At 57.0% G+C, this 11,217-nt stretch carries 13 protein-coding genes; 7 read left to right on the top strand and 6 right to left on the bottom strand.

What is annotated here, in order from left to right; translation table 11 throughout:
* Nucleotides 1-57: 57 nt before the first annotated feature.
* Nucleotides 58-1,320: a class I SAM-dependent methyltransferase gene (locus NW838_RS01315; RefSeq protein WP_414357948.1), complete on the bottom strand. Its 1,263-nt coding sequence runs from the start codon at nucleotides 1,318-1,320 to the stop codon at nucleotides 58-60.
* A gap of 85 nt (nucleotides 1,321-1,405) precedes the next feature.
* On the opposite strand from NW838_RS01315, the gene NW838_RS01310 reads away from it, so the two are divergent.
* Both NW838_RS01310 and NW838_RS01305 read left to right on the top strand, forming a co-directional pair.
* Entirely contained in the window at nucleotides 1,406-2,224 is an 819-nt protein-coding gene (locus NW838_RS01310) for a hypothetical protein (RefSeq protein ID WP_414427347.1), read from the top strand.
* A 305-nt stretch (nucleotides 2,225-2,529) separates the two neighbouring features.
* Nucleotides 2,530-3,507: a PspA/IM30 family protein gene (locus tag NW838_RS01305; protein WP_011432908.1), complete on the top strand. Its 978-nt coding sequence runs from the start codon at nucleotides 2,530-2,532 to the stop codon at nucleotides 3,505-3,507.
* A 63-nt stretch (nucleotides 3,508-3,570) separates the two neighbouring features.
* Here NW838_RS01305 and NW838_RS01300 read toward each other — a convergent pair whose 3' ends face one another.
* Nucleotides 3,571-4,326, bottom strand: a complete 756-nt coding sequence (locus NW838_RS01300) for a 5'-methylthioadenosine/adenosylhomocysteine nucleosidase (protein ID WP_414427346.1) — start codon at nucleotides 4,324-4,326, stop codon at nucleotides 3,571-3,573.
* A 221-nt stretch (nucleotides 4,327-4,547) separates the two neighbouring features.
* On the opposite strand from NW838_RS01300, the gene NW838_RS01295 reads away from it, so the two are divergent.
* The 5 genes from NW838_RS01295 to nuoK all read left to right on the top strand — a co-directional run bounded on the left by NW838_RS01295 (nucleotide 4,548) and on the right by nuoK (nucleotide 8,410).
* Nucleotides 4,548-5,012 (top strand): YbjN domain-containing protein, encoded by a 465-nt coding sequence (locus tag NW838_RS01295; protein ID WP_414328810.1) that lies wholly within the window; start codon nucleotides 4,548-4,550, stop codon nucleotides 5,010-5,012.
* Nucleotides 5,013-5,029: 17 nt separating this feature from the next.
* On the top strand, nucleotides 5,030-5,761 hold the full coding sequence (locus NW838_RS01290; RefSeq protein ID WP_414427345.1) for a lipoyl protein ligase domain-containing protein: 732 nt from the start codon (nucleotides 5,030-5,032) through the stop codon (nucleotides 5,759-5,761).
* Nucleotides 5,762-5,906: 145 nt separating this feature from the next.
* Complete coding sequence (locus tag NW838_RS01285; protein WP_414427344.1) at nucleotides 5,907-7,295, top strand: TPM domain-containing protein; 1,389 nt, start codon at nucleotides 5,907-5,909, stop codon at nucleotides 7,293-7,295.
* Nucleotides 7,296-7,414: 119 nt separating this feature from the next.
* On the top strand, nucleotides 7,415-8,023 hold the full coding sequence (locus tag NW838_RS01280) for an NADH-quinone oxidoreductase subunit J (RefSeq protein WP_414357958.1): 609 nt from the start codon (nucleotides 7,415-7,417) through the stop codon (nucleotides 8,021-8,023).
* 81 nt (nucleotides 8,024-8,104) lie between these two features.
* Complete coding sequence (gene nuoK, locus NW838_RS01275) at nucleotides 8,105-8,410, top strand: NADH-quinone oxidoreductase subunit NuoK (RefSeq protein ID WP_414328814.1); 306 nt, start codon at nucleotides 8,105-8,107, stop codon at nucleotides 8,408-8,410.
* Nucleotides 8,411-8,454: 44 nt separating this feature from the next.
* Here nuoK and NW838_RS01270 read toward each other — a convergent pair whose 3' ends face one another.
* The 4 genes from NW838_RS01270 to NW838_RS01255 all read right to left on the bottom strand — a co-directional run bounded on the left by NW838_RS01270 (nucleotide 8,455) and on the right by NW838_RS01255 (nucleotide 10,917).
* Nucleotides 8,455-8,781, bottom strand: a complete 327-nt coding sequence (locus tag NW838_RS01270; protein ID WP_011432901.1) for a DUF5684 domain-containing protein — start codon at nucleotides 8,779-8,781, stop codon at nucleotides 8,455-8,457.
* A 266-nt stretch (nucleotides 8,782-9,047) separates the two neighbouring features.
* Nucleotides 9,048-9,548, bottom strand: a complete 501-nt coding sequence (locus tag NW838_RS01265; protein ID WP_011432541.1) for a low molecular weight protein-tyrosine-phosphatase — start codon at nucleotides 9,546-9,548, stop codon at nucleotides 9,048-9,050.
* Between the two features lie 320 nt (nucleotides 9,549-9,868).
* Nucleotides 9,869-10,447: a leucyl/phenylalanyl-tRNA--protein transferase gene (gene aat / locus NW838_RS01260; RefSeq protein ID WP_414357962.1), complete on the bottom strand. Its 579-nt coding sequence runs from the start codon at nucleotides 10,445-10,447 to the stop codon at nucleotides 9,869-9,871.
* A 17-nt stretch (nucleotides 10,448-10,464) separates the two neighbouring features.
* Nucleotides 10,465-10,917 (bottom strand): hypothetical protein, encoded by a 453-nt coding sequence (locus tag NW838_RS01255; RefSeq protein WP_414357960.1) that lies wholly within the window; start codon nucleotides 10,915-10,917, stop codon nucleotides 10,465-10,467.
* Nucleotides 10,918-11,217: the final 300 nt, after the last annotated feature.

The raw sequence follows: 11,217 nt of genomic DNA, 5'->3' as shown, positions 1-11,217 counted from the left end.
TCGCTGCATAGTTGAACAGTGATGTTCAGCAGTGTTCAGCGTAAATGTATCAGCTGCCTATTGCAGCATCAAAAAAAGAAAGTCTTCTAGGTTGGTTAGGAAGGTCAGCACCTCAGCGGTTGTTCGTTCTTCATCTGGGGATCCCAACTGGACGGCCTGTTGAATCAGCTCTCGAACCGGCGTTGGCCCTTGAAGCAGTGGCGCCAACCAGCTCACTTTCTCGGCAGGGATGCTGATCCGCCCGTGGGTGGCCCCTGTCCACTGCATTTCGTAGGGCCGCTTCTCTTGCAGGGCTTTGCTGTACTCCTGGCGAAAGCGGGGGTTGTCCATCAACAGGGGATTGAATTGTACGGATCCCGACAGCCAATCTTCGTCACTCCAAGGCAGCACCGGCGAAGAGCCGGCATGCTCCGCCCAAAAGTCGATGAGGCGATGGACAGGGCGAAGGAGTTCATACAGATGCAGCCGCTCCATGATGCTGAGGGTTGCCAACCGCTGCCGCACAAACTCAGGTACCTTTTTAAACAAAGACTCCACCGACCAGTCGGGCCTATCCACCAAGCTCAAAAAGCTCAACCCCGCCTGCTGCAACATGCGAAACAGGTCGGGGATCGTGAACCCCTTGTCGTTGGAGAGTAGGTAATTATTCATAATGGCCGCATCTTCGGCATAGTTGGCCGGGTTCCAGAACACCGCCTGGGCCACTTCTTCTCGCAGGGATCCCATAAACTCCCGCACATTTTGCGCCCCTACAGCCGGTGGAACGTCAAATTGGCCCACTTTTTGAAAGGCTTCCTGCAAGCGGAAAAACACCTGACGTTGGCGGCGGCTGTGGAGATTGGCCCGGATGATGCCATCGGGCTTGAGGACATTTTTCATCGCCCGCAGGCCCTCGGTGGGATCCTCCAGCAAATACAAAACATCATTGAGGCTGATGAAATCAAACTGGATCCCCAGGCGATCCAGCTCCAGCAGATTGAGGACATAAAATTCGGCATCTGTGAAGCCGTGGTGGCGCAGGCGTTCCTCGGTAAGCTTGACCGAAGCCGGAGACAGATCACAGGCAACAATCTGGGCCCCTGGATTGGCCTCGGCCATCATCAACGTTTCCCAGCCGGAGCCACAGCCGGCATTCAACAACACCTTGCCCTCTGGCGGGACGATGGTATGGGTGCGTAGGTACTGAGCCGTGGTATAGCTCATCTTGAACATCTCCGGCAGGGCGTTGCGGGCCGTCTGCGAGAGGGGCACATTGGGGTAAGGCAAAGCCTCGTAAAGGCTTAAAGCCCGTTCTGAAGCCGAGAGGGCGGAGCTGGCCATGGGCAGGGAGAGGCTCAACGGTTCAACTTATGATTGAGTGTAGCCCCTGTTCGCGACAGCCTTGGGGATCCGCGAAGAACTTGCCATGACTGCTGCTTCCCTGCCCCGTCGCCGCTCTCGCTTCTCCCTCATAGGCACCTTGGCCGCCGTTGGGGGAGCGTTTCTGTTTGGGATCCTGGTGGTGCGGCTGCAATTGCCGATGCTGGAGCGGATCAATCTGGGAGAATTGGAAAATGCCGAGGCCCGCAAAAACCGCAACATCACCCTGGCCAACACGCTGGGCTGGCTGGGCTACCGTAACTTGGGGGCTTCCTGGCTGTGGCTGGAGCTGATCCAGTACTACGGGGATGCACCGGCTCGCACCCTGACTGGCTATGGCCTGGCCTACGACTACTTCGATCACATGCTGCGGCTGGATCCCCATTTCCTCTTGGGCTACCGGCTCTCCAGTTTGGTGTTGGCCTATCGGGCCGGCCAGCCGGAAAAAGCCGTCGAGATTTTGGATCGCGGCTTGCAGCAGTTCAACCCCCAAAACAACCCTGACGCCTGGCGACTTTATGTGGATCGCGCCCTACTTAACTTTATGTTTCTGGGGGACGCGGAAGCGGGCCGCACCGATTACTACCAAGCTGCTGCCTGGCGAGAGCAGGTGGGCCTGCCTGGAGATGAATTTCGCCAGTTGGGGGATAACATTGCCCGCAGTCCTCTCAGCCGCCGTGTCCAATTCGATGTTTGGCTGAGCGTGTATAACTCCACCACCGACCGGGATACCCGCCTGTTTGTCTTGGAACAACTGGTCCAGTTGGGTACCGTGCTGCAAACGCTGCCTACGGGGGAGATCGAGATCCTGCCCCCTCCTCTGCCCGACTTCCCCGACGAAGAACCCTATCGCTTGCGCCTGTGATTTGATCCGGGGGACAAAGATTGCGCCTTAGGGCTGTGACGTTGCCCCAAAAGGTGAGCTAAACTCTAACCCAAATTAAGCCGACCCCACGAGCCGACTCTTCGAGAGCCGCAGCTTTTCGTGGGAGAGGTTCGCTTTTCCGACGTAGGGAGCAGCTGGCTCTGTTGCCTTTGCCAGGGAAGAGCAGCAGCCAGCCTCACGGCAATCCCCAAGGACGCTCTGGGATTCCGGTTTGTTCCCCCAAACTTCTCTATCTTATTATTTCTTAACTTTTGTTCTTGTTCTGCACAATAGGAGTGACCCCCATGACCTCAAGAACTTCCCTTCTGATGACTGTGGCTGTCCTTTCGGGCAGTTGGCTTGTTCTTCCGGCGGCAGCACAATCTTCCGGGACGGCCCGGGTGCGGTCGGTGGTGGATGGGGATACCTTCTGGGCGGACTTGAACGGCAGGCCAACCCGTTTCCGTCTGGCCTATGTGGATGCGCCGGAGCTGACCCAAGGGCGCTGGGGGCGGCTATCCCAAGAGGCTCTGCAAAACTTGCTCCCGACGGGATCCCTGGTGCAGGTGGATACCCTCTATGTCACACCGGAAGGGCTTCACATTGCCCAGGTGTACAACGCCGATGGTTTGGTGAATTTGGAGATGTTGCGCCAGGGTCAGGCGGTGGTTTACGAGCGCTTTTTGCACGGGGCCAATCGGCAACGCTACCTAGAAGCCCAAGAGGCGGCCCAAGCGGCGCGGTTAGGCTTCTGGCAGCAACGCAATCCGGTGATGCCTTGGGAGTTTCGGGAGACGGCCACGCAAACCTCGGCCTTTGCGGGGGTCAATGTTTTGGATGGTTCTTTGATTCGTGAAAATCCGGCGGCGGCTGCGGGTGTGGGGATTGCTACTGCGGTGGTGATGGTGGGTCTGAGCAAGGTGCTGTGGAGAAAGCCCAGCCGACAGAGGGTGAGCATCCGGCAGATGGAGCGGGATCTGAAACAATTGCAGCGCAGCCTGACCACAACCCTGGCCAGTCGCAAGCAACTGGAACGGCGGTACGACGAAATTTTGCAAAAGGCCGAAGATTGGTTTGTCAGGGCTGAGAAAGCCAGCCAACAGAACCAGGATGACCTTGCCCGCGAGGCTTTGGTTCGGCGCAACCAGCACATGAGCGCAGCAGAAGCGGTTCGCAAATCTTTGGATGAAGTTGAAGCACAGGTGGCAACCCTTCGCGAAGGCATTTCCCGCCTGGAAAGCCAGATCTCGATGGCCAAGCTGGAGCGGGAGATGAACAACTGACGCCAACGCGATCCAGCCCAACTCTTCCTTGGGAAAGGGGATCCCCGGATCCCCACAGTCGGGCTAAGGCAAGGACGGGGGCAGACTTTGCAGGATGGTGCGGACGACTGCGGCCGAGTTGAGCGCCGCCGTTTGAAAAAAACTCAAGAAATCCGTATCGTCCCCTGCATCGCTGACCGAGCGCACCAGCAAACAAGGGATCCCGGCTTCTTGCGCTACTCGCACCACGGCTGCCCCCTCCATCTCCACAACCAAAGCGCCGGTGCGTTCTCGGATTTGTCGGCGTAGGTCTGCGTCGGCCACAAACACATCGCCGGTGGCCACCAAGCCTTGATGAATGACGGGATCCCGGCCTTGTAGGGGGTGGAGAGGGATCCGCTCGGGATGGGCCACAATCAGGTCGTAGAGGGTGCTATCGGCCTCGGCCAGTGGGTGGCGCAGCTCTGGGATAAAGTCGATCCCCAAGACAAAGCCCTCGGGTCGTCCGGTGCCAAAGTCGTGCTCAATCGCCGCATGGGCCAGCACCACATCTCCCATGTGCAGGTGATCGGCCAAGGCCCCGGCCACACCGGTAAAAATGATCCCCTGCAAAGGGAAATGGGCCACCAACAGAGCCGCCGTGGTTGCCGCCCGCACCTTGCCCACCCCACCTTGTACCACCACCACCGGTTGCCCCGCCAGGGATCCCTGGTGGAACTGTCGCCCCAGATGGGTATGGATGGAGCAGGTTTCCATTGCTGCGGTGAGCATGGCCACTTCCTCGGGCAGGGCTCCAAGAATACCAATGGCTTTCTGGGGGAGATGAGATGGAGATTCCATAGAGCTTCCCTCAGGTTCTTCGAAAGACTTTTGAACAGGCTCTCTCTCCAGTTGGCGGGGGGGATCGCTTGCCCTCACCTGTCCGGCCACTTAGTGAACCATTGCCAACGGTTTCATTCTCGCCTGAGTTGAGGATCCCAAAGCGATGACCGGATAGGTCGGAGTCTTAGGCGGTATAGCGGTATAGTTGAGGTGGTTGGATAGGGAATAGGGGGAAGACCATGGTCTACAGTGAGCCGCTCATGAGCACCTTTAACCCTTCGCCAGAGGTTTTTCCAGAGCCCCTTCGCTGCGTTGAGGTTGTCTCGGCGGTGGTTTCCAGCCTCAAAGAGGATGCGGCCTACGAAAACCATGAGCAGGGACACACCTGGAAGTTCACCTACGGCACGGCAGAAGTGTTCGTCCATTTGAGCGGCGAATCCCCAGAAGACACCCTTTTGGTATGGTCTCCTGTTCTCTCTCTGCCGGTGGCAGAACCCGCCAAGTTGATGCAGAAGCTCCTGGAGAAGAATTGGAGCGATACCCTAGAGGCGCGTTTTTGCATTTGGAACAACCAGGTGGTGCTGAACCACTACCGCACCTTGGAAGGGATCACAGCGGGCGAAATTTCCCGGGCCATCACCATTGTGGCCAGCTTGGCCGATGAATATGATGAGCCCCTCCAGGCGGAGTTCCCCAAAGTTTAGGGTCTGGCTTTGCCGGGATGGGATCCCAGGGATACTGGCTCCCCTACCGCGTGGCCCCTGGGGCCTGGCAGATGGAGCAGGACTTCCGGCTTTTGCACAGGCTTCGTCGGGATCCTCACCCCTGCCTGCGCTTTTATGGCTGGGATCAGCTTACCCTCTCGCTGGGACGGCACCAGGTTTGGCCAGATCCCCTGCCAGGGATCCCGATTGTGCGCCGACCCACGGGGGGAAGGGCGGTGCTCCATCAGGCGGCTGAGGATGCAGCAGAGCTGACCTACAGCTTGGTGTTGCCCCTTTCTTACTTGCAAGCCAGGTTGCCCAGTTTGCAGCGGGCCTGGGTGTACGACTTCTGTTGCCGCTTTTGGGTGCAGGGGTTGGCGGAGCTGGGCATTGCCATAGATGAGCCCGCTTTTGCTCACGGCCGAAGCCACCGGGATCCCGGCTACCGCAACAAGACCAGTTGCTTTGCCTCCCGTACCCGTGCTGACTTGAGCTGGCAGGGCAAAAAGCTGATGGGCAACGCCCAACTGTGGCAACCTTGGGGGATCCTGCAACAGGGATCCCTCCTATTGCAACCCAATCTAGAGCTGTGGGAACGGTATCTGCCCGGCTCGCAGGTGATTGGTATCTACGACATTTGCCCCACGGCGCCAGGGATCCCTGCTTTGATCGAACATTTTCTCCAGGCCGCCCGGGAGTGCTTTGAAGTGGAATGGCAAGAAGAAGCCTGGCTCCCTTGGCCGGACTGAGGGCCGGTTGCTGTTAACAATTACTAGCAACAAGAAGCGGCTTGTCTCAACCGTTCCCCAACTCCCCTCTCTCCCTGGGAAAAGGACTGCCAGTCTAGCCGAGACAGCTGTGCTAGAACCTAGGCAGCGCTCAGCCAGGTAAGCCATGCCGAAAGTTTGGGCGGCAGTTTTGCTAGTTGTATCCCTGCTGCCGCAGCCCGCTTGGGCCATTACCCTTGAACAAGTGCCCAACCCCCGCCGTCAGTATGGAGGGTGGGTTTCCGATACCGCCAACATCCTCAGCAGCAGCACCGAAAACGAGCTCAACCGTCTTATCACTCAGCTTGAGCAGCGCACCAGTGCCGAGATGGCAGTGGTTACCGTGCCGAATACTCAGGGATATGCAACACCAAAAGACTTCACCACGCAGCTATTTAACTACTGGGGGATCGGCAAGGCAGGCCAAAACAACGGGGTTTTGTTTCTCATCTCGGTAGGGGATCGGCGGGTGGAAATCGAAACGGGCAGGGGCCTGGTCGCTATCCTCCCCGACAGCCGAGTCCAGCAGATTATCGACCAGCAGATCCTGCCTCGGTTTCGCAATGGGGATTTTGATGGCGGCACTCTGGCGGGGGTGCGGCAGTTGACCTCGGTGTTGCAGGGCCAGCCCGTTGCAAATGTTCCTGCGGCAGCTTCTGGAGTTACCACCTCAACGATTGCAACTTCTTCTGGGGCAGTGGCCCAGGGCATTGATTCTTCCCTGGTGGAAGGGATCCTGCTGCTGCTGGGGATCATCATTTTGGGACTGGGGTGGCAGCGCTCTCGCATGCCCGTCTCTCTAAGGGCTGAGCGAGGGGGAAGACAAGTCCTCTCTCTGACACCCAGAGATCAAGGAACAGGTGCTGCGCTCTCGTCGGTTCAGAGCGGCCCCATTCGTCTCTTCCTCTATTCGGGATCCCTCTGCCTTGGCCTGTTCTTGGGGTTGTCCAGCGGCACTTGGCTGGGGTTCGCTTTGCCGGTTGTGGCTGCTATGGCCACTGACGGCACCTTGGGCCTGAAGCGTGGGATCCCTTTTCAGCCGGTGGTTTGTCAAGCATGTGGCCGACCCATGCGCCCAATCCAGCCCGAAGTTCTTAATAAGCGCCTCTACCAGCCGGATCGCCTAGCCAAAAGCAGTGGCAGAGCGCAGTACTACGGCTGGTTTTGCCCAGCCTGCCAGGGGGTTGCCGTAGTTGTTCGCGAAAGCCCGTCCTACCGCGACCATTACTGCCCTAGGTGTCGAGCTCTCACTTTGGATCTCTCCACGGAGATCCTTGTGGAGGCTACCTATTCCCAGAGCGGTTTGAAGCGGGAAATCTTTAGCTGCCCTTTGTGCTCCTACCGCACTGAGCGAGAGGTGGTCATCCCCAAGCTCAGCCACACAAGCGATCGCGACACAAGGGATTGGCACACAAGCGATCGCGACACAAGCGATTGGCACACAAACGATAGCAGCAGAGATTCAGACTTCGGTGGCGGTAGCAGCATAGGTGGCGGAGCGGGCGGCAGTTGGTGAGACCCAACTCTAGAGATTTCTCTATCGATCTGAAAAAGGAGTCGGGCTTCTCTTAAATCCGCCAGGACAGTACAGTGGTAAGGGAGCAGCAATAGAAACTGGCTAAGGACGGATCTCTCATGACCCTCGGAGAAGGCGTACAACTGGTTACGTTTGTGGTGCTATCGGCGATGGCCATTGGCTTCGCGCTAGGCGTGGTTTGGGCCCCCAGCATTGTCTATTCCGGTTTTCTGCTCGGGGGCGTTTTCCTGAGCATGGCCGGGTTGTATCTCCTCTTGAATGCCGATTTTGTGGCCGCAGCCCAAGTTCTGATCTACGTCGGCGCGGTTAATGTGTTGATCCTGTTTGCCATCATGTTGGTGAATCGGCGCTACACCTTTGCTCCTCTGAAGCTGGGCTGGCTGCGCAACGGAGTGACGGCGGTGGTCTGTTTGGGTCTGTTTGCCCTTCTAGCCGCGATGGCTTTGAACACCCCTTGGCCGCTGCAGCCGATCCAACCTTTGAGCAGTGTGTTGGTGATCGGCGGCCACTTCTTCAGCGATTATCTTCTGCCTTTTGAGCTGGCTTCTGTTTTGCTGCTGATGGCGTTGATTGGGGCCATTGTCTTGGCGCGGCGGGAGTTTGTTCTTCCCCAAGCCGGAGAAGGGGATCTGAGCTTGCTGGAGCGGGCCCGACCCCAGCTGGAATCAGAGTCAGAACGACCGGCAGAGCTGGTGAGCACCCGCTAAAGCTGACTGCTCTCGGCCATAAAACCTAGAGCTTTCCCGAGGCCCCTGTCATTGTGTATCTACATGGAGCTCATCGCGATGTTGCAACTGCAGTTTTTCTTGGTGGTGGCAGCGATTCTTTTCTGCATTGGTATTTACGGATTGATTGTGAGCCGCAATGCGATTCGCGTCCTGATGTCGATTGAGCTGATGCTCAATGCGGTGAACCTGAACTTCATGGCTTTCTCCAACTTTGTCGATTCAGCGATGATTCGCGGCCAGGTGTTCTCGGTGTTTGTCATCACTGTGGCGGCTGCCGAGGCCGCAGTGGGCTTGGCCATCGTGCTGGGGATCTACCGCAACCGCGCCACTATCGATATGGAGAGCTTTAACTTGCTCAAGTGGTAGACTTTTTCGATTGTTTAGTTTGTATCAAGGCAAGGCTGGCTAATTCAAGTGAAGGCCAGAATGCCTGAGTAGAGCAAAGCTCCCAAAACAGGCAGGAAAACCAGCAGACCCAGCCAGCGGGATTTATTCAGGCGGGGTGGAATGGCAAAGATCACCCAGATACCGAAGATCAAGTTGACTAGGGGAATGAAGAAGAGGATCACCCACCAGCCGGGTTTACCAGCAGCTCGACACATCACCCAGATGTTAGCAATCGGGATCCAAGCTAACCAAGCATTCGGCACGTTTAGCTTCTCTCCAATCACCATTAAGGTGTAGCTAAAGAAGGCGTAAAGGGCAACGGCAATCAGCCCTGGTAAAAGCTCATCCATCGTGACCCTCCCACATATTTTTTTGATATTTGCGAATGTCAACTCACTTGTCTCCAGCGTCTCTTTGGTGTCAGAGACAACCCTCGAATCTATACAGCTATAAGGCCAAACCGCAAGAAAACCAACTTTCCAAAGCTGTTCAGGAGCTACTCTGATCCCGCCCACAAAGTTAGCCAAAAGGGATCCCGTTGTCCAGACTTATCTGTCAAGTTTCATCAAGAATTCTGTCAAGTTTCATCAAGAATACAGATCTGACGAATAATCTCTCAAGCACGGGGGGGCAACGGTGGGCATTGGATCCCGGGAACCAGGGATTCCAGCAAGCCGCTACAGGCATCCCAGAGCAGCTCGATTACATAATGGAATCCGGCCTCACCCCCGTAGTAGGGATCCGGAACTTCTTCGTCAGAATGAGAGCGGCAATAGCTGCACATCAGGCGCACTTTCTCGGCATATTTTCCCTGGGGATCCAAGCTGAGAATGTCGCGGTAATTTTGTCGATCCATAGCCAGGATCAGGTCAAACTCGCGCAGGTCGGCAGGTCGAATCTGGCGGGCCTTGCCTTGTAGCTCTAGGCCATAGCATCGGGCTGCTTGTTGCATGCGCCTATCTGGGGGGCTGCCGATGTGATAGGCTGCCGTACCTGCTGAGTCGCAGATAATTGCTTCCTTATGGCCGCTGCTGCGCAAAAGGTGATTGGTGATGCCTTCAGCGGTGGGAGAACGACAGATGTTGCCCAGACAGACGAACAGAAGCTTTTGGCTCATGACAATCTCAACAGCAGTAGAGAACTCCTCTCACCTTATAACAATGCCCATCTAATCTAATGGTTCTTTGGTCTGAGCATAATAGTTCTTCGTTCTGAGCGCAGAAGAGCACAGACGGCAACGAACGGTGTTTGCGAGCCAGTCTCATCTGCCACTGACGGGAACAGAGCGGATCCCATGTGCTGGCCCACCACGGGATGTATTCGCTCACAGCAGCAGAGTGGAGTCCTCCCTCATTTTCCACCAAGTTTCCCACCAAGAGCCGCTGCAATGATCTAACAGCAGCTATTGGGAAGCCTGTCGCTTTGAGCATCACAGGTCTAATCGAACCGACAAGGGATCCCCAGGCATTGCTGCAGCAGCTTTAGGTATTCTTGTCCCTCCATGAGAAAGGCACCAAAACGGGCCAGGTGCGGGTTCATCAACTGAGCGTCGAATAGGCGAAAGCCCCGCTCCCGTAAGTGCTCCACCAACTTCACCAAGGCCACCTTCGAGCCGTTGGGGATGCGGTAGAACATCGACTCGCCGATAAACGCCGCTCCAAGGGCAATACCCAGGATCCCGCCTGCCAAGGTCTCTCCCTGCCAGGTTTCAAAGCTGTGGGCAAAGCCAGACCGGTGCAGAGCTGCGTAAATCTGCTTCAGCTCGGGGCTAATCCAGGTTTGGGGACGAGCGGCACAGCCCTCTACCACCTGCTCAAAAGCGCAGTTCAGCCGCACCTGAAAGCGACCGCTGCGCACCAAGGGCCGCAACGAACGGGGGCAGTGAAATCGCTCATCGAGGGGGATCACCGCGTGCCGGTCGGTGCCGTACCAGGTCAGGGATCCCGTCTCTTCGTCGGCCATCAGAAAGTAGCCTTGGGCATAGCCTGCCAGAATGGTGGCCAGATCCACCTGCATTGCCTCAGTTGCGCTCCTCAAGATTGCCATTCTGCAGAGAGGCTGGCAAAATCCCCCCCATTGGCCCTGGGGTGACAATCCACACAGGCGCTCACCCGCACAGGAGTGGGAAACTCCACTTGCAGATGCAAAGCGCGGAAATAGCGGGAATCTGCCAAGCGATAGGGCACCTGTTCCCCTTGTCGCAGGGGCCGGGAGTTGGGCCGCAAATAGCCCCAGGCCAGTTGTAAAGCCACACCGCTCAGGGGCTGGATCTGCTGGCCATAGTGGTTGGGATCCTGCAGCAGCCGTCGCCAGGTTTCGGTGGGCAACACTTGGGCGGGCAACGCCACATGGCAACCACCACAACTGCGCACATATTGAGCCTGCTCCAGTTGGGCTTGAGTCAGGCCCTGCTGCGCTTGTGCTCCCAGGTTCTGCGCTGATCCCGCCAGCAGGGATCCCATAAACCCGGACAGGATGACTACCATGCTCCAGATCCAAAACCGCCGGCGTCGTCGTTGCAAAGGAGCCATGCTCTCACACCCACTGCCCATGCTTTCCCACTCTAGATCAGGTGGTTGCCGGCGACAGCGGGACGGAGTCCATAAGATCCGGCCTCAACTGCTGGGATCGACTTGATCGACTTGGCCTATTTTTGGAGGAGCTTGAGAGATCGCGGATCTGATACATTTACGCTGAACACTGCTGAACATCACTGTTCAACTATGCAGCAATAGCATTCTGTTTGTTTCCAAACAGAATGGCGGTATCCCGCAAAGCTTTGAGTA

Origin of the sequence: Synechococcus sp. R55.2, from assembly GCF_047462075.1 — a bacterium.
Classification (GTDB): Bacteria; Cyanobacteriota; Cyanobacteriia; order Thermostichales; family Thermostichaceae; genus Thermostichus.
Note: the sequence above shows the minus strand (reverse complement) of the source record. Positions and strands in the feature narration are given on the sequence as shown.

Excerpts from the sequence above, each read along its gene's own strand:
- NW838_RS01315 (WP_414357948.1), bottom strand. The coding sequence starts at position 1,320 with ATGGCCAGCTCCGCCCTCTCGGCTTCAGAACGGGCTTTAAGCCTTTAC.
- NW838_RS01310 (WP_414427347.1), top strand. The coding sequence starts at position 1,406 with ATGACTGCTGCTTCCCTGCCCCGTCGCCGCTCTCGCTTCTCCCTCATA.
- NW838_RS01305 (WP_011432908.1), top strand. The coding sequence starts at position 2,530 with ATGACCTCAAGAACTTCCCTTCTGATGACTGTGGCTGTCCTTTCGGGC.
- NW838_RS01300 (WP_414427346.1), bottom strand. The coding sequence starts at position 4,326 with ATGGAATCTCCATCTCATCTCCCCCAGAAAGCCATTGGTATTCTTGGA.
- NW838_RS01295 (WP_414328810.1), top strand. The coding sequence starts at position 4,548 with ATGGTCTACAGTGAGCCGCTCATGAGCACCTTTAACCCTTCGCCAGAG.
- NW838_RS01290 (WP_414427345.1), top strand. The coding sequence starts at position 5,030 with ATGGGATCCCAGGGATACTGGCTCCCCTACCGCGTGGCCCCTGGGGCC.
- NW838_RS01285 (WP_414427344.1), top strand. The coding sequence starts at position 5,907 with ATGCCGAAAGTTTGGGCGGCAGTTTTGCTAGTTGTATCCCTGCTGCCG.
- NW838_RS01280 (WP_414357958.1), top strand. The coding sequence starts at position 7,415 with ATGACCCTCGGAGAAGGCGTACAACTGGTTACGTTTGTGGTGCTATCG.
- NW838_RS01270 (WP_011432901.1), bottom strand. The coding sequence starts at position 8,781 with ATGGATGAGCTTTTACCAGGGCTGATTGCCGTTGCCCTTTACGCCTTC.
- NW838_RS01265 (WP_011432541.1), bottom strand. The coding sequence starts at position 9,548 with ATGAGCCAAAAGCTTCTGTTCGTCTGTCTGGGCAACATCTGTCGTTCT.
- aat (WP_414357962.1), bottom strand. The coding sequence starts at position 10,447 with ATGCAGGTGGATCTGGCCACCATTCTGGCAGGCTATGCCCAAGGCTAC.
- NW838_RS01255 (WP_414357960.1), bottom strand. The coding sequence starts at position 10,917 with ATGGTAGTCATCCTGTCCGGGTTTATGGGATCCCTGCTGGCGGGATCA.